The sequence below is a fragment of the Terriglobales bacterium genome (assembly GCA_035487355.1).
GTDB lineage: Bacteria > Acidobacteriota > Terriglobia > Terriglobales > Acidobacteriaceae > QIAW01.
Genome location: DATHMF010000019.1, coordinates 1 through 20,802 on the forward strand (window position 1 = coordinate 1; position 20,802 = coordinate 20,802).

Genomic DNA, 20,802 nt, shown 5'->3' on the forward strand with positions numbered 1-20,802 from the left:
TGTATCGTCGATGAAAATCTTGGAGTCGCCCAGTTGGGCCAAAGCGTGGGCCAGCTTCTGATAATCTTCACGCCCTAGAAAGCCGGTGCGCAGCTTGTGCGAGTCAACCTTGGCATGCGAGCACAGCAGGCGCATGAGCAACGCCTCGCGCGACATTTCCAGCGAGAAGACGCCCACGACTTTGCCGCTATTCACGGCCACGTTTTCCGCGATATTCATGGCGAAAGCCGTCTTGCCCATTGAAGGACGCGCCGCAATGATGATGAGATCTGAAGGCTGAAGGCCGCTGGTCATGCCATCCAGATCGGCATAGTAGGTCTCAAGGCCGGTGATGCGCTGGCCGCGGCTGTAGAGCGCGTCCACCGAGCCGAAGGATTCTTTGACAATCTCTTTTACGCCCAGGAAGCCGCGCCCAATGCGGCTCTCGGAAATCTTGAAGATGGCCGACTCGGCGGCGTCAATGATTTCTTCCGTCGTGTCAGCCTGATCCAGCGCGTGCGAGATGGCGCTTTGCGCGGCATGGATCAGCCCGCGCAGCAGGGCCTTATCTTTGACGATCTTGACGTAGTGCTCGATGTTCTCGCGCCGCGGCAGCCCTTCGGTCAGCGACGAGAGATAGGCCACTCCGCCCACGGCCTCAACTTCTTTTTTGCGGCCCAACTCCTCGGTCAGGGTGACGATGTCAATGGGACGGCTGGTTTCGTTCAGCTCCAGCATGCGCATGTAAATGCGACGATGCGAATCGAGAGAAAAATCATCGGCGCGCAGAGACTCGGCGGCCTGGGGAAGAACATCGTTATCTAAAAGGATGGCGCCCAGAATGGAGCGTTCGGCGTCCAGGCTCGCCGGCATACTGCGATCGAGATTCAGGTCAGTGGTGGCCAATGTTATCTGAATTATTACAATTAATTTGTCAGTTTGAAAGTTCTTAGTTTTGGATGGCCACATGCATCAACAATGAACCGCAGTCCGCGCCAGCCGCACGGACTGCGGTCATTTTTGGGAGCGCTCGAAAGCACTCCAGCAGTTGGCACTCTTCGCCGCAAAGCATAAAGCGTTGCGGCCGCGCGCTTTCTCTTAGCCTGGGTTCCAGGATTCCGCCGGCTTTGCCACGCGGAAGCTGCGCCATGAGCAATCGAGTGCGCCAGAGCGCCAAACTCTTTGTTGATATGACTGTGCCTGAGCAAAGCTGCGGGCACAAGAGCCTGGAAAATTTAGCTGTGGAATAACTGTTGAAAACCGCAATTCCCGGTGGAAATTAGTGGAAAACAAGTGCGGAAATAAAAAGCTGTTGATCCCAGTGGGCAAAAAGAAGCACAGGGTGTCTCGCACTGCGGGATATTGAGATGCAGAAATCATTTTGTGACGATTTTTTAGGTACCTGATAAACCGTCTCCTTACTGTCATGTTGAGCGGAGCGCCTGGAGAAAATCTGTAGCCTCGAGACGGATGGGCGCGCAGTCGAAACACCCCGACAAAGCCTGCGGAAGAAATGCTGCCGTAGGGAATTCTCCCCAGAGTGTGTCCTGGAATGTAGGGCGGGAAGCGGTTGTGCGCGCCCAGCCTGTTTCGCTGGCGGCGGCATCGGGAGAATTCCCTGATGCGGAATGTAGACCGAACCCTTCTCGGGGTGTTTCGACTACGCGCTTGAGATTCTGTAAGCTTGCCCATGGAGTCGTGGCGCTCCGCTCAACATGACAGAGCGGAGGGGGCATGGCCCGTGGATGCTTTCCAGAAACGCTGCTCTTGCGGCTTGCCGCGCTATGCCACACAGCCTTGAGTTGATCTGTGAAGATCCGTGCAAATCCGTGGCAAGATTACACCACTCGCCAGCCGCCCAAGATTGCTCCCATGGCGGTGTAGCAGGCAAGTTGATACCCGCTGTTGATTACAAATAATAGATAGTGCTGCCGGAGAAACAGCATATCGGTGTATTTAGTGGCGATATTAAACCCCACACAGATCAGGATTGCGAACTCGATTCCCTTAACGGGAGAGTTAACTCCTGCGTATAGAAACACCCAGCGCAAAACAAAAGCCGTGAGCAGCGAGGCCAGAAATGCGCGCAAGTAGGTGACGCCCGCGCCCTTGCGCATTTGCTCCATCGCGGCTTTATCGTTGATGTCATAGCCCGCGGCGAGCATCCAGGGCTTGGCAAAGAGTACCGGAGAATACCAAAGAAAACCGATGACCATAGTTGCGATGGCAGCCACCACTACTGGAACAAATTGCATAGGTGTCTCCTTTTAAGAGCGGATGAATGGTACAGCAGGGTTGCGGTTTATGGGAACAGAAAAATAAAGGCACAGCCGGGTAGTGCTGTGCCTTAAGTATTCATTGCATTCGGTGAAGGTGCTTAATCCCGCAGGCCGTCCATAAAGGCGCGCAGCTTGCGTGAACGCGAAGGATGGCGCAACTTACGCAGCGCCTTGGCTTCGATCTGCCGGATGCGCTCACGTGTAACCGTGAACGACTGGCCAACTTCTTCCAGGGTGTGCTCGCTGCCATCTTCCAATCCGAAGCGCATTTTGATCACCCGCTCTTCGCGCGCGGTCAGCGTGCGCAGAACGTGGGCGGTCTGCTCCTTCAGATTGACGTTGATCACGGCCTCAGCAGGAGAAACCACCGCCCGGTCTTCGATGAAGTCGCCGAGATGCGAATCCTCTTCCTCGCCAATCGGAGTTTCGAGCGAGATGGGCTCCTGCGCGATCTTCAGCACCTTGCGCACCTTGGCCACCGGGATATCCATGCGCCGCGCGATCTCTTCTGACGTAGGCTCGCGGCCCAGCTCCTGCACCAGTTGCCGCGAGGTGCGGATGAGCTTGTTGATGGTCTCGATCATGTGCACCGGAATGCGGATAGTGCGGGCCTGATCGGCAATAGCACGCGTGATGGCCTGCCGGATCCACCAGGTCGCGTACGTCGAAAATTTATAACCGCGGCGGTATTCGAACTTATCCACCGCCTTCATCAGGCCGATGTTGCCTTCCTGAATCAGGTCGAGGAACTGCAGGCCGCGGTTGGTGTACTTTTTGGCAATCGAAACCACCAGGCGCAGGTTGGCCTCGATGAGCTCGCGCTTGGCGACCTCGGCGTTCATATCGCCCTGGATAATCTCGCGCTGGGTGCGGCGCAGCTCCTGATAATCCACACCGGTATCGGCCTCGATTTTTTCCAGGTCGGTTTTGTACTGCCGCTGGTTCTTGCGGTATTCCTTCTTCAGCTCTTCGCTGCGCGTGGCTTCATGCTTCTTTTCCAGCGACTGGATCTGGCGGTCGAGCTGCCGCATGGAATCCACCGTCTTGTTGACGCGGTCAATCAGCCGCTTGCGCTCCGGATTCAGGAAGCGAACGGCACGAATAACCTTGGAAATTTCCACGATCTCGCGGCCCAGGGCCCAGCGGCAACGGCGGTACTCGCGCTGCTTCTTCTTCTCGGGAATTGCCAGCAGCTTTTCGGTGAGCTGTTGGGCTTTCCTGTAGTGTTTGGTGAGATTGTCAATGCGGGTGACGGTGTCCTTCAGACGCTTGGCGACAATTTCATCGGTCACCTCTTCTTCGTCGAAAGGAACAATCTCCTTGATGCTGCGAACACCCTTCTTGAGGTCTTCGCCCAGCGCAATGATCTCGTTAATGACAATGGGTGAGCGCGAAATCGCCTTCAGAACGCGGTTCTGTCCGCGCTCGATGCGCTTGGCGATTTCCACCTCGCCCTCGCGCGTGAGCAGGGGCACGGTGCCCATCTCGCGCAGGTACATGCGAACCGGATCGTTGGTTTTTTCCAGCGCCCCGGGAGTGAGGTCCAAATCAACTTCTTCCCCCGCTTCCAGGTCTTCGGTCTTGTCGAAACCGGTAGCCGGAGGCTTGGCGCCTTCGATGATGTCAATTCCCTGGGTGCTGATCGTGCTCATGAGATCATCAAGATCTTCGGGTGAATGCACGTCATGGGGAATTAGATCGTTGGCCTCGTCGTAGGTGAGATAGCCCTTCTCTTTACCCGCATCAATTAATTTTTTAATGTCGTCGAACTTGTCGTCCAGAGCCAAGTGGTTCCTTTTCAGCCTCGTCGTGTTAAACAGACGTATGCGTAATCGTGGTGGGGATAAATGCGCATAGCCCGCGAGAGGATAGCCCTCCCGCAGGCGGAAAGACGCAAACCGTATTATGTTAGCACATGTGTGCTATCCTTAACCAGCCTAAGCCAGCTAAATGGTTCCCGCCCAAACGCTTACAAGTATTTAGATGACGTGGGCGGGCTTTTGGTTTCGCAAAGAAGCTTGGTCCGCCTCTAGATGCCCTGGTTAGCCTGCCCCTTGGACAGATTCCGCTCTCACAAATCAACTTTTCCACTCATGGCGAGCCACAAAAAAAGGGCATTCAACAGAGCGTAAACTGAGGCGGCTATGATCACTCCAAGCGCCAAACCGCGATTTCCCCGCAGTCTCAGAAACAAAATCAGGGGGATTTGGTAGATCACCTGTATAGCCCCCGGGGCAATCATCAGGCCCTGGTGAATCCATTGGGCTGTACTGGATCGGAGAAAGTACGCAAGCAGCAGTCCCGCCTGGAAGACAACTACATTGAGCGCGACCCCCAGAAGGAATCCGAGAGTTACCTGTAGGCCTGTGTGCAGTTTCTTATCCATAGATGCGTGCCGTTTCTGCTTTTCTGAAGCATCCTCATCTCCAATAAAACGAGCCCCAACAGGCCGCACTCAACAGAAGGGCAATCGACGCGCCAATGATCATTCCCTTGGCAAAGTTCGGGCGACCCTTTTTCCGCGCATTCAGGACAAGCGGAACCACATAGACCAATTGGAGGACGCCAAATCCTGCGATCAGGACGACGGTCACGCTTGCAAAGAAATCCCACGCTTTCGCAGGCACCAGGAACAGCCAGGCAATCCCCAGATGCAGCAGGTTGAGCGCAAAGCAACTGGCGATCCCCTTGGCGATCTCTTTGTCAGCGCTGCGTGCCTGGACCTCAGCACTCATGCCATGGTCGCTAACTCTGCCCTCTTCCGCAGCGGCTCCAGGCGCGTCTTCTCCAGATCATCGCGGTAAAACAGGTTGTAAGTATCAAACGGAATCAGCCGTCCATCGGGATGAACGATGTGCACGCAGGTCTTCTTTACCGAACGCACATCGAACGAGTGCGCGTCAATGAATTGCATGATGATGACGCGGAAGACGCTCTCGTACCCCAAGCCTTCCGGTACCAGCACCTGCGGCAGGCAGCAAAGCAGCTCGCGCAGGCTGCCCGCGCCCGAGCGCGGCGAGTGATTGGTGGCGAAGAGCTTGAACAGACTCTGGCGGATGGCTTCTTCCTGCTCGTAGATAATCGTGTTGCGTCCGGCATTGATCAGCACCTCGGGCGGGATCATGCTGGTCAGTGGCGTGACCTTGCCATTCAGCTTGAGGGCGTAGGCCATGGCGAGCGAATCAGGATGGCAGGGCACGGGGATGATGTCTTCCGGTTTGAAGACGCCGGTCTGCTCCAGGATTTTGCGCCGCACTTCGGTGAGCGTAAGCCGGTCGGTTGCGGGATTGAATTCTTCCAGGCGGCCGGCATCCTGAATGGGCTGAAAGGTCACGCCGCGCACGCAAGGTTGCTCGAGGGCGTAGTCCACAACTTTGCCGATCTCGTGGTCGTTGAGCCCTTTCTTCAAGGTCACAACTAGATTAGTGGAGATGTTGTGACGGTTCAGCCTCTCGATGGCCTGCTCGCGCACCCGGCGCAGGTCGGCCCCGCGCAAAGCCATCAGGGGCTCGCGCTCGAAAGAATCAAATTGCAGATAGACCTCAAAATCTTCTTTGTACTCGGCCAGGCGGCTGACAAAATCTTCTTCCTGCGCAATGCGCACTCCGTTGGTGTTGACCATGAGATGGCGAATGGGCCGCGCCTTGGCCAGCTCGATGACTTTAAAGAAATCAGGATGCATGGTAGGCTCGCCGCCCGAGAGCTGCACCACGTCAGGCCGGCCCTCGTTGCGCACCACGGCATCCAGCATCTTTTCGATCAGCGCCAAGTCGCGGAATTGCTGGCGCTCCGGACCGCTGGAGGCATAACACACCGGGCAGCGCAGATTGCAATAGTCGCAGATTTCGACCAGCGACAGGCAGGAGTGCTGCTCGTGGTCGGTACACAGGCCGCAATCATAAGGACATCCCCAGCGCACCGGCGTGTTGTAAACCAGCGGCATCTCCGGCGGTTTGATGAAGACCTCGCGCGAGCGGCGGTAGTAGTCCACGTCATCGGCGATGAGCACGCGCTCGTGGCCATGCTGCGGGCAGCGCTTGAGCAGATAAACCTTGCCATCCTGAAAAACCGTCTTGGCCTCAATCTTCTGATAACAAGTTGAGCAGATGGAAACCACGACATCATAAAAAAGATAAGGACGAACTTTGTCAGTCATACCAAGACAGCTCCAAATTGCAGCCGCAAGCTGCAAGCTCCAAGCTTGCGCCTCAAACCGGTTCCACAATCACAAGGCCAGACTCCGAGAAGAAAGCTCTGTTTTGGCCGCAGATCATTCATGGTTTTTCTTCTGGCTTGCCGGGCACGATGAGTGTGGGCTTGGATCCGCGAATCGCGCGAATCAGCACGAGTACAAATCCCACAAGGCTGGCGATAACTCCGGCAATAAAACCGCCAGCGAAAACTGCGGGCAGATTACCGCCGGCATTGAGGTTGGCTAAAAACACAGCACAAGAAGAAAGCGCCAGCACAATGCCGCCGCAAAATATCACCAGGGCCTGTTTCCAGGAAGGAAAGCGCTGTTTGGGCGGCTGCTCATTCATGAATCATCTGCTCCTCTTGCTCCCCTAAAAATGTATGAGCCGGTAGAAAAAAGGCGTAGAGAAATGCAGCAACAAGAGATAGACGGCCGAAACGGCGCCCCAGAGCGTCATCTGGGCCGCACTGTCAGGACCGCGGCCCGCCGCCTGCCACGCCCGCCATGCAAATACCGCCGCCACGGCATTCGCAGCCGCTCCCACCAGGGAGCCACCCACAAAATAGAGTAAAACCGTGGATGACATTGCACCCGAAGATGAGTATCGCCATATCCAGGGCGAGGCTAGAAGGAAAAGAACGGTAAGGCAGGGCGAGAGAATTGAATACATGAAAGCCAGCGAAAGCGCCCAGGATTCAGCCCGCTGCCGTATGCCAAGCAAGACCGCAAAGTAAGGCGCCTGATAGAGCACAAAGCCCAGAAGGCTGGGAACAATCATTGCAGCGATGTTTTTTGGGTTGCGCGCGAAACCCAGAAGAATCAGCGCAGCATGAGCAAGAATTACAACCAGTATTACCAGGCGGAGATAAGCAAGCCTCTCTTCAATTTCTTTGGCCGATGCTGTTGGCACGGGCGCTGAAACAGGCGCGCCTGCAATTCCAGCCGCAGCGCGAAGCCTCTTGGGTCCGCGAAAAATGCGGATTGCCAGTATGGTTCCGCCGACGGGAACCAATATGTTGAGAATAATGAGTCCGATGATCCACGGTGCGTCCGAAGAGCTGGATGAGTTTTGCAGCATGGCCCCGAAACAAAGCGAGAACGGCAGCATGGCGAGCGTAAGCAGCAGTGTAACGATACAGAGAATGACGCCTGCGGCAATGCGCCACCCGCTCTTGCCAGGGCGTGGAGCCGTTGGCGGCGGGGGCAGTGGGCTTTCATCTTTGGGCAAATCGGGGGGCAAATCGGGGTCTGTCATTGGATTTAGAACGCTCCTTCCCGTCTTTCTTGCACTAACGTCTCTTGCTTTGACGTTTCTTGCATTAACTCAGAGGGCTTCCCGGGCGCGGGCTTCTTGAACCCGATCCAGCGCCGAATATCTCTTGCGTAGTAAACCAGGATCACAAGGCATATCCATTGAATCGAACACAGTCCCAGGGCAACGTGCACATAGGGTTTCAGCCCGTCGCAAACAAGACGGAATGCCATGTAGCCAATCATGAAAAATTTGAAAGCATCGCCAGGCCGAAAGCGGGAAGCAAAATATTGGCCGCCTGGGGCTGTTTTTTTCGAAGACTCCGCAATCTTGCGCATAACCCATCGCAAAACAGGGACCAAAGCCAGAAGAAAAACAATCTCGTAAACTTGCGTAGGATGCCGCCGGACACCGTCGCCGAAATTGACGCCCCAGGGCAATCGTGTAGGCACACCGTAGGTGTTATCGCTGAGGCCGGTGAGGAAGCACCCGATGCGCCCTATAGCAATGCTCAGAGCCACAGGGATGGCAAACAGGTCGCCGGTTGATTGCTTTTCTCCCAGATATTTCTTGGCCCACTCCACGGCAATGAGCCCGCCCACCAGCCCGCCGATGATGCTCTTGCCGCCCATCAGGTAAAAGGGATCGTGCCAATGCAGAAACGTCGCCGCCGGATCCTCCAGCAGGTACATGAGCTTGGAGCCAATAGCGCCACCCGCCACTGCGGCCGTGATCACCGACCAACGCACGGGATCGGGCGCGGAATCACCGGAGCGCCGGCGCATCCACAGATACGCCAGGATCCCGGCCACATAAGCCATGCTCTCGAAAAACAAATGTGGATGGATCCGCACTCCAGCTACGTAAATGTAAACCGGAAAATTCAAGTGCCTGCACTTCGAATGAAGATGTGGGATTATAACTTAGTTCTCGGTTCTCAGTTCTCGGTTCTCAGTAAAAGCACTCAGCATTCAGCGGTCAGCAATCAGCTGAATGCTGACTACTGAGTGCAGAATGCTTTTTGGCGCTAATGCTTGTGCGCGCCGGCAAACGCAGCCATCCGCTGGATCAAGAAAGGCTCAATCGTTTCCGGATGGTTGATGAGACGAATGAACTCGGGACGAGGATCCTCCGGCGCTCCGACAAACTGGCGCTGCTCCTGCGGAACCGGCGGGCCTCCGGCGATACCCGCCGCCGGAATGGTCGTGGGCAGCTGCACAGCGTACATACTGCCGCCGCCCAGCGTCTCATGCGGATACTTCATCAACCAGGCGCAATTGTGAGAATCGAGAATGAAATTGGCCGAGACAACCACCCATTGGCCGGCATCTGCCGCGGAGGGAGTCTGGCAATTCCACAGCCGCGCGCGCGGAATGGTATCGGCGGGGTCGAACCACGAATAGGAGTCCACATCAATCGTTTTGATGCCGCGCTCCTCGGCGAACCGCTCGACTTCGGGAAGCGACTGGTTCCAATCCACGTTCGAGCGGTCCACGAGCGCGTATGCCGGGCTCCCAAAGCTGAACACGCTGACGTACGGAATGTAGAAGGGATAGGCGCGCAACGCCGTAAACACACAGCCCAGCGATAACAGCACGGCGGCCGCGGCCCCTGCAAATGACCCCGCGGGCGCCGGCCCGCGAAGGCGTCCGAGCATCCTCGGCAAGGGTGCCAGCAGAAGTGTCAGCAGCACCACCGGAATGCTGAAATGCCGGTAGCCGATGTTCAGCCGCGCCGCGATGCAGGCAAACGCAAAGAAAATGAGCGAGGTCCACAGCACGCGCCAGTGAAGCCCATACTCTTGCGGAATCACAGAAACGCTAGGAGCACCTCCGCTGCGTCGTTTCAGCCAGACCGCTGCCCCCAGCGCCAGAACCAGCAGCCCTAAGAATCCAGGCGCAGACTTCAGCACGAAAAGCACCGGAAAATAGAACGGCACGCCATGGGCAAATCTGTGCCCCAGCAAAAACGTCTCGCGGCTCGAAGTGAACGCCACGATCAGAACCCCGAAGAAGTAGCGCAGGGGAGGCAGTATCAGGTGCAGGAGGATCCCTGCCAGAGGTCCGTGCTTGCGGCCGAAGAAGTCCGTCGGCTCACGGAGCGAGAGGATGAAGTAAGTCAGATAGACGACCGCGGCCGCTTCGAATATCCCCACTCGGGTGGCCCGCCAGCGCTTCCGCCGCCACTCGCGCGCTTCGGACTTCCCCGCAGGTTGTCCCGGAACGGCCCGCCAGCGCGTGCTGAGCGCGAATACCAGGAATGCAAAGAAGAGCAGCCCGGCAGAAAACTTCGAAAGCAGCGCTGCGCTGAGGCTCAGCCCAAATGCAAGCGTCTTGTTGCGGGTGGGATCGCGCCACAGTTCAGCGAACGTCCACAGCGTGGTAATAGAAAAAAGCGCGATCGCCAAGTCGGTCAGAACAAGCGGGCCATAGGCAAGAAAGACAGGCGCGGTCACGTAGGCGGTAAGGCACAGCAATCCACCCCACCCTCCGCCCAGCCGCCGCCCCAGCACAAAGACGATCCATCCCAGCGCCAGCGTGAGCAGCAGCATCGGCGCGCGCGCCCACGCGAGCACGGTTGCCTGATCATTCCACCTCGTCACAATCGAATGACCGAATAGACCTTCAAAGAGCCATACACCGAAGATGTATTTGTGCCCAAGCGTCCAGGAAGGATTATCGTAATCGGCGTGCGTTCCACGAATCATCAGCGACACGCCCGCCAAAACCTTTGCCAGCGGCGGATGCTCCGGGTTCATCCGCAGATCGAGTTTTTGCATGTAGCTGAGCCCAGCACCGATGTGTGGCTCTTCGTCAAACGTTACGGATTCGCGGCGTATCGACCCGCCCATCAGCACCGCCATCAGGATCGATAGCGCAACGGCAGCTGCGGCAAACGGGAAACGACCCTCTTCAAGCGAATCCTTCATTTCAACTCCTCCCGCCGGACATGAACCTTAGGCCTGATGCTGGTTAATCCTCACTTGCATGCCGATACCGAGTTTCTCAACTTGCCACATTCTAACCAAAATTGAAAAATGCTCTTCGATTTTAGGAATGCTATAACCTAAGCTTTGGCTTTTCTGTTCACCATTCTCGGCAAGAGTGCTCGCTTGGGCTGAGTGCTGATCGCTGAGTGCTGACTGCTTCTTTCATGCGCATTATCGCAGGCAAATTCCGTAGCCGCCAACTGCGCTCCTTGCAGGGCGCCGATCTGCGTCCTACCTCAGACCGCCTGCGCGAAACCCTGTTCGACGTAATTGTTGCAGCGCGGGAAATCGAAGGCACCATCTGGCTCGACTTGTTTGCCGGCACCGGTGCCGTTGGAATCGAGGCCCTCAGCCGCGGAGCCAAAAAAGTTTACTTCGTCGAATCCGCCCGCAAATCCAATGAGTTGATCAAACAGAACCTGCGCTCATTGAACATCGAAGAGGGATTTCAAATCCTCCAGCAAGATGCTGTCGCCGCCCTCACCAAAGTTCCTGAATCGATAGATATCTGTTTCCTCGATCCGCCCTACAAGATGGAAGAGCAATACGAAAAGGCCCTCTCCTCCCTGGCCAATTCGAATCTGCTGCGCGAAGATTCGCTGGTCATCGCCGAACACAGCAAACACTTCGACCCCCAGGATCAATACGGCAGCCTGCAGCGCTTCCGCAAGCTGGTGCAGGGTGACGCCGTGCTGAGTTTTTACCATTGAGCCTGGAAGTCAAGCTTTGAATGGGCATGGCTTCAGCAGTGCCGCTAAGATGTTGAAAATGAACAATTCCTTGCTGCCGCAGGCCTGCACGCAGCGAACCATACTACCGTACCTTAAAAACTTGTGCGGAAAATCTGCGAAATTGCAACGATGTAAGAACCTGGAAGCCATCTTAAAAATCTCGGCTCTACCAGCCTCTCCTGGGAGCTTGGAGCTGAGAGCTTGGGGCTGTTTTTAGTGGCACCATTGTGGTATCAACTTCTTCTTTCCTGCAGGAACTTGCGGTAGGCTCGGCAATGAAAGTGTATCCAGCGTCCTCAGGGATGCGGGGCTGAAGGGTAGAACAAGGGTTTCAAAGCCCAATAGTTCTTTGAAAATTTTGATTGCCGCGCCGGCCGGCGATTTGGCAGCGGTCGATTCCGTCGGCCGAGGTTGATCTTAGAGTAAACATCAACCCTTGTTCTAAGCTGATTTGCTCTATTCGACCTCTCTCTGATTTATGAATGACTTACGAGTTTCACCCCTATGCAAGCACGGGGGGTGCCTCCCACGAATGAGCCCATGAGACGGGTAATTTTCACGGTCCCAATTTGGGCAACCGATAGCTCACTCATTACCCCCAACCAGGCAGGGGAGGGGGCCCCCTCTGAGCTCACAGGCTTTCCGTATCATGCTTTTCGCCTGCTGACATTTGTCACATGCGATTGGTGACACGCGGCACTGGTTTGCCTCTCCGTATGCGCACATACTGGCACACGAATTTGGGAATCGTAACTCAGAGTTCAAAGAAGGTGCCAGATGAACATCCAAAGCGACATTGAATACAACCCGCAAGACCAAGCCCCCGGAGAAGTCGCGGCTGAATTTTGCGGCGTGAGCAAATGTTACGGCCAGGTGCCAGCTCTTAACAACGTGAGTTTTCGCATGTATCCCGGAGAGTTGGTCTCGCTGCTCGGCGCCAATGGAGCGGGAAAAACAACTGCGGTCAAACTCCTGCTGGGATTGGCTGCACCCAACCAGGGAAGAATCCAGATTTTCGGAGAAAACCCGCGCAGTACGCAAGCCAAGATTCGTGTGGGCGCCATGCTGCAGGTCGCCAAAGTCCCGGAAACTCTGAAGGTCCGCGAACACATCCAGTTGTTTTCCTGTTACTACCCCAATCCGCTTCCACAACGCGCCGTAATAGAAGCCGCTGGACTGCAGGGATTGGAAGACCGCCAGTTTGGCGAGCTTTCCGGCGGGCAAAGGCAGCGTGTTTTGTTTGCCCTGGCGATTTGCGGTGATCCCGATCTTTTGTTTCTTGATGAGCCCACGGTCGGGCTCGATGTAGATAGCCGGCGCACGTTCTGGCAACAGATCCGCGCCCTTGTGCAGCGCGGACGCAGCGTGCTGCTCACCACCCATTACCTGGAAGAAGCCGACGCGCTGGCCGACCGCATCCTGGTTTTAAACCGGGGCACGATGATTGCCCAGGGAACGCCGGCAGAGATCAAAGCCAAAACCGCCGGCAAAACCATTCGCTGCACCACAGGACTTTCTATCGAAGAGGTGCAAGCCATTGCCGGGGTCAGCAGCGTGCGCCCACAGAAAGACGGTCTCGAAATTCTTACCTCCCGCGCCGAGATGGTCGTGCGTGAATTGCTGGCCCGTGATGCCTCGCTTGCCAATGTTGAGGTTGTCAGCACTGGATTGGAAGAAGCGTTCCTGGAAATTACCCGGCGCGATAGCGCCAATAACCCGCACGAAAGCAAAATGGAGGTGGCTTTATGAGCAGTTCCGTACAAGTTCAAGTTGGCGCCTGGAGTGGCGGCCGAGCAATGCGTACCACCAACCAGACCCTGCGTATTTATTTCAACGAGGCAAAATACGAGTTCCTGAAGCTATTGCGGCTTCCCATCTATGCGATATCGACAATTGCTTTTCCACTGATGTTTTACGTGCTCTTCGGACTGGTGTTAAACCAGAGGCAGACGGTCGGCTCAATAAGCGTTGCCACCTATCTGCTCGCGTCGTATGGGGCCTTCGGCGTAATTGGCGCTTCCCTCTTCGGCTTTGGGGTGGGAGTGGCGACAGAGCGCGGCCAGGGTTGGCTGCAGGTGAAGCGTGCCTCGCCCATGCCTCCCTTCGCCTACTTCCTGGCCAAACTCATCATGAGTTCTCTGTTCAGCCTCATTGTGGTCTTGCTTTTGTTCACGTTAGGCGCAGCTTTCGGCCATGTGCGCATGCCATTGGCCACCTGGGCTGCACTGGCCGGTACGCTGGTCATGGGCGCGCTTCCCTTCGGCGCCATGGGATTGGCCATAGGATATTTCGCCGGACCGAACTCGGCGCCGGCAGTGTGCAACGTTCTTTATCTGCCCATGGCATTTGCGTCGGGCCTTTGGGTGCCAATCGAGTTTTTGCCGAAATTCATGCAAAGCATCGCGCCTTTCTTACCACCGTACCATTTTGTCCAACTGGCGCTCGCTCAGGTTGGAGCCGGTCACAGCGGCGGCCAGTGGGTGCACATAGCCGCCCTCAACGGATTTACGCTCTTGTTCCTCGTGCTCGCGGCCGTGGGCTATCGCCGCGACGAGGGCAAGATGTACGGGTGATTATGATTGGGCCATTTGGCCATTGAGTCATCGAATCATCAGGTCATTGATTCATCGACTTAATGACCAATGATTCGATGACCCAATAAGCTCGAAAATGCTATACGCTAAGCGGTAACAATGAGACTCCTTCCCGAAAAGATTAGAGCTGAGGTCGGCTGGATGCCTTATGTCTGGCTGGTCTGGCTGTTCTATTTCGTGCTTGAGCCGTTTTTAAACCGGCCGTCTGTTGGCAGGCGGCTGGAGATGCTGGCAGAACTTTGCGTGTTTCTGGCGCTCTACTTCCTGGGTTATTGGCTTGAGGGGAAGAGTAGGCTTTGGGCCATTGCAGGCATCACGGTGCTCGCGATGGTGCTCACTCCACGCAATTGGGGCGCTTCGGCATTCTTCGTATACGCGGCGGCGTTCGCGGGGTTTTGCGGGGAAACCGAGTTGGCCATTGCAGTCCTGCTGTTGCTGGAGGCCAGCGCCAGCGTTGTCATGTGGGCCTTTCACATACCCCTGGAGCTCTGGGTCTCCACCTCTTTCCTGATCGCCGCGATCGGGGCCATGAATATTCAGCAGGCGAAACGCATAGCGGCGAACGCCCGCTTGCGGCTGGCGCATGAAGAAATCGAGCACCTGGCCAAAACCGCGGAACGCGAACGCATTGCGCGCGACCTGCATGACGTCCTGGGCCACACGCTTTCCGTCATCATCCTGAAATCAGAGCTGGCTTCGAGGCTTGCCGACAAAGATCCGCCTCGAGCCATCCAGGAGATTCGCGACGTTGAGCGCATCTCGCGAGAGGCGCTGGCGGAAGTACGAAGCGCGCTGAAAGGCTACCGTGCCGCCGGCCTGGATGCGGAAATTGCCCAGGCACGTGCCACGCTGGAAACCGCCGGCATCAAGGTGCAAGCCTCGGCTTCCGGCCGTTTGCAGCTCAGCTCTGCCCAGGAGGGAGTGCTGGCTCTGGTGATTCGCGAGGCAGTGACCAATATCCTGCGCCACTCCCAGGCCACCGAGTGCAACCTGCGATTGTTGCAGAGCAATGGTGTGTGCACCCTGGAAGTTGCCGACAATGGTTGCGGCAGCAACGGCGTAGAAGGCGAAGGCATCAAAGGCATGCGCCAACGGGTGGAGACCCTCGGCGGCAACTTGCAGCGCACGAATACTCCCGGCACCACGCTGACCATCACCCTCCCCCGCACAACCATCAATCCGAATGGAGTGCAATGAAGATTCGCGTCATCATCGCTGAAGACCAATCCATGGTGCTGGGTGCGCTGGCGGCGCTGCTGGAGAACGAAGGCGACATTGAGGTCGTGGGCCAGGCGCACAATGGGCTGGAGGCCATGAAGATGGTCCGCTCTCTCAAGCCGGATTTACTTTTGACGGATATCGAAATGCCCGAGATGAGCGGATTGGAAGTGGCAGCCGAACTGAAACGCCAGCAATCGCCAGTGCGTGTGATTATTCTGACTACGTTTGCGCGTGCCGGATACTTGCGCCGTGCACTCGATTCAGGTGCGGCCGGGTATCTGTTGAAGGATTCCCCGGCATCCCAGTTGGCCAACGCCGTGCGGCGTGTGCACGCCGGCATGCGGGCGATTGCGCCGGAGCTGGCGGCGGAAGCCTGGGGTGAAAGCGATCCGCTGACAGACCGCGAGCGCCAGATTCTGCGGCTGGCAGGAGAAGGCATCTCGAGCACCGAAATCGCAGCCAAATTCCGCTTGTCCGAGGGAACGGTCCGCAATTATCTTTCCGAAGCCATCAGCAAGCTGGGCGCAAGCAACCGAGTTGAAGCTGCGCGCATTGCGCGGCAAAAAGGCTGGCTTTAACTGCAGTTTCAGGTTTCGAGTTTCCAGTTTCGAGTTTTCAAGCTGCTACAGCATGAAGGCCGGCGAGGCCTTCAGATCTCAACTAGGCTTTCGCCTCTTCCCGTTCGATCTCGCTTATTTTTTCCACACGTCGTAGATGGCGTCCGCCGGCAAAGGAGGTCTCCAGCCATTTGTGAACGATCTGGAAGGCCATCTGATCGCTCAGGACGCGCGCACCCAGCGCGAGAACATTGGCGTCGTTGTGCTCGCGGCTTAATTGGGCCTCGTATTCACTGCTGACATTTGCCGCACGCACGCCCAAAACCTTGTTGGCGGCTATGGACATTCCGATTCCGCTGCCGCATACCAGAATGCCAAGATCGGCACTGTGATTGGCCACTTCCTCCCCCACCTTGCGGGCGAAATCAGGATAATCCACTGATTCGCTCGAGAGCGTGCCCTGATCGTTCACCTGCAGGCCCTCTTGAAGAAGCAGCTTCTTGATCTTTTCCTTCAATTCGAAGCCGGCATGATCGGCACCGAGGGAGATTTTCATGGTTTCAATATTGTAAATGAGCAGTCGTAATGAGCAGCCAGCAAGTCAATTAATACGGAAGATTCAGCCTGTTCGAATAATGGTAGTAACTCCGCAGGAGGCGTTCGGGCTTGTTTAAAAGCCAATTTCGTCGCATAATCACGCGACATAGCTCTGTTTTCGGGCTTTTGGGCCCGTACTTTTTGGAGCTCGTTTTTTGTGGAGGTCGTTCATGGTAGTGGTTGGCACGGCAGCGCAAACACCTGCGAAGGTAAACAAATATATTCTCTTCGATACGTCCACCTTTGTGGCCCACATCACCCTGAATCATCCGCCCTACAACGTGCTGACCGTGCAGTTGATGGTTGAAGTGGCCGAAGCTGTGGAGAGCTTGAATGGACGCAATGACATCAAGTGCATTGTCCTGGATTCTTCGCAGAAGGCCTTTTGTGCGGGAATATCGCTGGAAGACTCCAAGGCCGACCGCGTCTTCCAGACCCTGGATGCCTTCAACCGTATCTTTCAGGCCTTTCGTGACATCTCCAAGCCGTTGATCGTGGTCGTGAATGGAGCTGCCATTGGCGCAGGTTCCGAACTGGTTGCCTTCGGCGACATGGTGATTGCCACGCCCAACGCCAAGTTCGCACAGCCCGAGGTCAAGATGGGCGTCTTTCCGCCTTTTGCCGCAATTATGCTGCCGCAATTAATCGGCCCTAAGAAGACCTACGAGTTGATTCTTACCGGGGAAGCTCTCAGCGCCGACGACGCTCTTCGCCTGGGATTCGTGAACAAGCTGGTTCCAGAAACAGGACTGCGGGCCGCGGTTGAGCAGATCCTCACGCGCATCAATGAATTCAGTGGACCGGTGCTGGAGATGACCAAGACCGTGATCTCCACTTCGCTTGGCCTGCCCTGGAATGAGGCCATGAAGAAATCCCAGGACATCTACCTCAATCAGCTTATGGATCTGGAAGACGTACAAGAGGGTCTGCGCGCCGTCCTGGAAAAACGCAAGCCCATCTGGAAGAACAAGTAGCACTAGCTAAGACCAGCTCCAAGTTCCAAGCTGCAAGCTCCAAGGGAAACCCGGCTCACCGTGGATCGCGCCCATATCTTCTGACAGACTCAGGCTGACAGCAGATTTAAACCGACTCATTGCCCACATATTCAGGGCGCTCGCGCGTTACGAATGTTTTGCTGGCGCGGTCGTGCCAGCAAAGGTGGTCTTCATCCAGCAAGACCCAGAGGAATCCCAATCCCAGCGCGAAGGTTGAGAGCCCTATACTCAAAGCTCGTGCACGGCGGCGGGAGGGAGAAACGGCATCGCCTTCAAAGCTGGTAAGTCGAAGGCCGGCAAGCCGCATTCCGGGCGTGCTTCCGGTATTTACCAGAAATAGATACTGGTAGAGCGCCCAGAAAAAGCCCGGCAAAATGGCCGACATGATGGTGAACGCCTTGCCCTCCGGCAAGACGCCTGCCCACAACAAGATGAAGCCGAATAGCAAAAACCCAGTCCCAGAGACGCAGAAATCAACGGCCTCCATCGTTGCCCGCAAGTAAATCGGCGCCACCAGCAACAGTGCCTGCATTCCCGGTGGCGGTTGTGTGCTTTCCGGCGCTGCAGACAGTTCTACAAGGGCAATCGGCGGGGCCGGTTCCACAAAAACCTCTGCCTGGGCGGCTAGCTCGGCCAGGTTGATCTCTTCCTCTTCAAAGACATGGGGTGACAGCATGACCGGGTCAGCCAATTCTTCATCCGGTTCAATGTTTGTCTGAATCGGGCTCACCGCAACCGGAGTCAGGGTGACCGGAGCTTCAATGAACTCGTCTTCGCCGACCGGCTGCTCGGCCGCGAAAACTGCCTCAGTCAAGTCAGAAATTATGCTGCCATCGAACTGCTCGGAAAAAATTACAGGCGTTTCTACTGGAACTGGATCGTCTTTAATAATAATCACATCCTTTGCTACAGCCAGATCATCTTGTGCTTCCAAGTCTTCTTGGGCCTGGTCGAACTGAATGGCCTGGAGTGAAACAGGTTGGAACTGCGCAACTTCAGGGTCGTGCTTCCAGAAGGGCTTTTGGTTGCGCGGCGCAACGTTAGGCCAATAGCGCTCGACACCATAGAGCTCAATCTGCATGGCGGTTAACTCTTCCGCGCTCGCATTTGTCTCATTTGCAGGCACGACGGCGCTCGCCATCTGCCTACCTGGTTCGGCTAAGGGCTCCGCAATGCTGGGATTCGCAACGCTTTGCTGTTGCGCCATCGCACTCTGTTCGCGCTCAACCGCGCTCGCTTCGGGCTCACCCGGTTGTAGAGAAAGCTCTGGATCCACAAACGGCGATGGTAGTGGCGTTGCAATTTCTTTCCTGATGGGAATCGCTGGAGCTGAAGAGGAAGGAGGTGCGGGTTCGAAGTTCAGGCCCAACGAACGTGGCCTCTCCACTCGCGGACGCCTGCGCGCGCGGTAGCGGTTCACGCGCGATGAAACCTCCCGCCGCCATTCACCCGGTTCAAGCGGGCGTTCGGCGGTGTTGGGTTCCACCAGAACAATGGTCCTTCGCGCCGGCCTCAGTTGCGCCAGGCGTTCGGAACGCGCCGCCGCTTCGAGCGCGGTGGCGACATCAGGTTCGTTATCTAAGGGCTCCGCAACGCTTCGCTGCTGCGCCCTCGCGTCTGGCTCGCGCACCCCAGCGCTCGCCATCCGCTCACCCGCTGCGAAGCTTTCTTCGCTGAAATCGTAATGTTCTGGGTCAATGACAACAGCAACGTGCTCGCTTACCGTAGATGGTTCAGCAGCATCGTTGCCTCCACATCGGCAAATACCCGGACAGACGGGACAAGCCATCAGGTTGTGGAAGAACCGCGCGAGAGCTCACTTCCAAATAAACGGCAAAATCCGTCTGCTACGCGCTGTTGGGCGCATAACGCCGGCTTGAATTATTCAACCCCGCCCAGGACTCCGCTCAAGTCCGCAGCAGGCGAAAACCTTCAACCCCTTAGTAACCCTCATTGCACTACCGACAATAAACTTTACCAATGCCGCCGGAGCGTGCTAATTTCGATGGTTCCTCATGAGTTGCCGCTATCGTTGGTTTACCATTGCCGCCGTCTCCTGTCAGCTTGTTTTTGCATTTCTACTATTAACTAATGGGTTACGAGTCCAGGCACAGGATTTGCCGCCCTTATCTGCCGATGGCCCCTCGCAACCCGCGTCGTATTCCAAGGGACAAGGGGAAGAAGCCACCATCCGTGCCGTGAGCCAGGAAAAACATGGAGACGTGTGGACCCTGCGCGGGAACGCCGAGATTGACTATAAAGACCTGATATTGCACGCCGACCAGATCACGTATAACGACGCCACCGGAGATGCGGTCGCGACCGGCAATGTGACTCTGGATGGAGGTCTCTATAGCGAACATATCGTGGGAACGGTTGCCGAATACAACGTCCGCACTGAAACCGGAAAGCTGTACGACGCCGCCGGTACCACCGGCATCCGCATGAAGGGGAAAAATATGACTCTGATCACATCCAACCCCTTCGCTTTCACGGGAAAAATTGTGGAAAAAGTCGGACCGGAGCGTTACGTCATTCATAACGGCACGGTCACTTCCTGCGAGCTGCCCAATCCCAAGTGGACTTTTTCCGCAATACGAATTGTGGTGGATGTAGGAGAAACCGCAAAAATCTACAACAGCGTCTTTAAGATTAAGAGCGTGCCGGTCTTTTATTTTCCCTTTGCCCGGCATCCGGTAGAAAAACTGCCACGGCAGAGCGGATTTCTTACGCCGATGTTTGGCACTTCCAACCGAAAAGGCACGATTCTGGGCGACTCTTTTTACTGGGCCATCAATCGCAGCATGGATGCCACCGTTGGTGCTGAATACTGGTCCTCGAGAGGATGGGCGCAGCGCGGCGTGTTTCGCGCTACTCCTACGGATAAGAGCTACCTGAATGCAAGTTTTTTCAGCGTCGTGGACCGCAGGCAGACGGCTCCCTTTGGAGATCTAAGCGGGCAGGAGATCCACATTAACGGCAACGCTATATTCCCCCATGATGTGCGCGGAGTCGTCTCGGCGGAATATTTGAGCAGCTTCAAGTTCCGGGTCAGCTTTGCCGATACTTATTATCAAGCCATCAACTCCGAAGTTAACTCTGTAGCGTTTCTGACCAAGAACTACGACGGCTATTCTTTTAATCTTCTGGCTTCGCGCTATCAGAATTTTCAGAGCCCCACAAAAGGTGATGTGATCAGCATTTTTCATACTCCCAGCTTTGATACATCTTCCGTGGACCGCAGCGTTGCCGGCACGCGTTTTTTCTGGTCGTATGATGCTTCTCTCGGAGGCGTTTCTCGCGACAATCCGACGGTGAATTCCACGAGCGGCCTCCTGCCCACCAGTTCCACGTTTCGCACCGCAGACATCGTGGGACGCTTTGATGTGCACCCCCGCTTGTCATATTCTCTG

At 56.1% G+C, this 20,802-nt stretch carries 19 protein-coding genes; 7 read left to right on the forward strand and 12 right to left on the reverse strand.

Translation table 11 applies throughout. The annotated features are described in order from the left end of the window. The 10 genes from VK738_03320 to VK738_03365 form a co-directional block, all read right to left on the reverse strand. The coding region (locus VK738_03320; GenBank protein ID HTD21654.1) for a replicative DNA helicase at positions 1 to 885 on the reverse strand (885 nt) is incomplete at its 3' end. Between the two features lie 932 nt (positions 886 to 1,817). Next, positions 1,818 to 2,234 (reverse strand): DUF1761 domain-containing protein, encoded by a 417-nt coding sequence (locus VK738_03325; protein HTD21655.1) that lies wholly within the window; start codon positions 2,232 to 2,234, stop codon positions 1,818 to 1,820. A gap of 122 nt (positions 2,235 to 2,356) precedes the next feature. Next, entirely contained in the window at positions 2,357 to 4,045 is a 1,689-nt protein-coding gene (gene rpoD, locus VK738_03330; GenBank protein HTD21656.1) for an RNA polymerase sigma factor RpoD, read from the reverse strand. A 284-nt stretch (positions 4,046 to 4,329) separates the two neighbouring features. Beyond that, on the reverse strand, positions 4,330 to 4,644 hold the full coding sequence (locus VK738_03335; protein ID HTD21657.1) for a hypothetical protein: 315 nt from the start codon (positions 4,642 to 4,644) through the stop codon (positions 4,330 to 4,332). A 34-nt stretch (positions 4,645 to 4,678) separates the two neighbouring features. Beyond that, positions 4,679 to 4,993 carry a hypothetical protein gene (locus VK738_03340; protein ID HTD21658.1) on the reverse strand — a complete coding sequence of 105 codons (315 nt, stop codon included), beginning with the start codon at positions 4,991 to 4,993 and terminating at the stop codon, positions 4,679 to 4,681. Further along, on the reverse strand, positions 4,990 to 6,414 hold the full coding sequence (locus VK738_03345) for a radical SAM protein (protein HTD21659.1): 1,425 nt from the start codon (positions 6,412 to 6,414) through the stop codon (positions 4,990 to 4,992). The genes VK738_03340 and VK738_03345 overlap by 4 nt, the downstream gene beginning before the upstream one ends. A 118-nt stretch (positions 6,415 to 6,532) precedes the next feature. Then, a complete protein-coding gene (locus VK738_03350; protein ID HTD21660.1) occupies positions 6,533 to 6,799 on the reverse strand; it encodes a hypothetical protein in 267 nt (88 codons plus the stop codon). Between the two features lie 24 nt (positions 6,800 to 6,823). Then, on the reverse strand, positions 6,824 to 7,708 hold the full coding sequence (locus VK738_03355) for a hypothetical protein (GenBank protein HTD21661.1): 885 nt from the start codon (positions 7,706 to 7,708) through the stop codon (positions 6,824 to 6,826). Between the two features lie 5 nt (positions 7,709 to 7,713). Then, positions 7,714 to 8,592, reverse strand: coding sequence for a prolipoprotein diacylglyceryl transferase family protein (locus VK738_03360; GenBank protein ID HTD21662.1), 879 nt, complete (start codon positions 8,590 to 8,592; stop codon positions 7,714 to 7,716). 140 nt (positions 8,593 to 8,732) lie between these two features. After that, on the reverse strand, positions 8,733 to 10,634 hold the full coding sequence (locus tag VK738_03365; GenBank protein HTD21663.1) for a glycosyltransferase family 39 protein: 1,902 nt from the start codon (positions 10,632 to 10,634) through the stop codon (positions 8,733 to 8,735). 206 nt (positions 10,635 to 10,840) lie between these two features. Here VK738_03365 and rsmD point away from each other — a divergent pair, with 206 nt between their 5' ends. From rsmD to VK738_03390, 5 genes are all read left to right on the forward strand, one after another. Beyond that, positions 10,841 to 11,404: a 16S rRNA (guanine(966)-N(2))-methyltransferase RsmD gene (gene rsmD, locus VK738_03370; GenBank protein ID HTD21664.1), complete on the forward strand. Its 564-nt coding sequence runs from the start codon at positions 10,841 to 10,843 to the stop codon at positions 11,402 to 11,404. Between the two features lie 798 nt (positions 11,405 to 12,202). Further along, positions 12,203 to 13,174, forward strand: a complete 972-nt coding sequence (locus VK738_03375) for an ABC transporter ATP-binding protein (protein ID HTD21665.1) — start codon at positions 12,203 to 12,205, stop codon at positions 13,172 to 13,174. Continuing rightward, on the forward strand, positions 13,171 to 13,998 hold the full coding sequence (locus VK738_03380) for an ABC transporter permease (protein HTD21666.1): 828 nt from the start codon (positions 13,171 to 13,173) through the stop codon (positions 13,996 to 13,998). The genes VK738_03375 and VK738_03380 overlap by 4 nt, the downstream gene beginning before the upstream one ends. 120 nt (positions 13,999 to 14,118) lie before the next feature. Beyond that, on the forward strand, positions 14,119 to 15,216 hold the full coding sequence (locus VK738_03385) for a sensor histidine kinase (protein HTD21667.1): 1,098 nt from the start codon (positions 14,119 to 14,121) through the stop codon (positions 15,214 to 15,216). After that, the gene (locus tag VK738_03390) at positions 15,213 to 15,818 is read left to right on the forward strand and encodes a response regulator transcription factor (protein HTD21668.1); all 606 of its coding nucleotides are present in this window, start codon (positions 15,213 to 15,215) and stop codon (positions 15,816 to 15,818) included. Before VK738_03385 ends, VK738_03390 begins: the two co-directional genes overlap by 4 nt. Positions 15,819 to 15,900: 82 nt before the next feature. On the opposite strand, the gene rpiB is transcribed toward VK738_03390, so the two are convergent. Then, positions 15,901 to 16,353 (reverse strand): ribose 5-phosphate isomerase B, encoded by a 453-nt coding sequence (gene rpiB / locus VK738_03395; protein HTD21669.1) that lies wholly within the window; start codon positions 16,351 to 16,353, stop codon positions 15,901 to 15,903. Between the two features lie 211 nt (positions 16,354 to 16,564). On the opposite strand from rpiB, the gene VK738_03400 reads away from it, so the two are divergent. Continuing rightward, positions 16,565 to 17,368, forward strand: a complete 804-nt coding sequence (locus VK738_03400; GenBank protein ID HTD21670.1) for an enoyl-CoA hydratase/isomerase family protein — start codon at positions 16,565 to 16,567, stop codon at positions 17,366 to 17,368. 106 nt (positions 17,369 to 17,474) lie between these two features. On the opposite strand, the gene VK738_03405 is transcribed toward VK738_03400, so the two are convergent. Next, complete coding sequence (locus VK738_03405; GenBank protein HTD21671.1) at positions 17,475 to 19,178, reverse strand: RDD family protein; 1,704 nt, start codon at positions 19,176 to 19,178, stop codon at positions 17,475 to 17,477. Between the two features lie 226 nt (positions 19,179 to 19,404). Between VK738_03405 and VK738_03410 the strand changes: the two genes are divergently transcribed. Then, the coding region (locus tag VK738_03410; GenBank protein HTD21672.1) for a putative LPS assembly protein LptD at positions 19,405 to 20,802 on the forward strand (1,398 nt) is incomplete at its 3' end.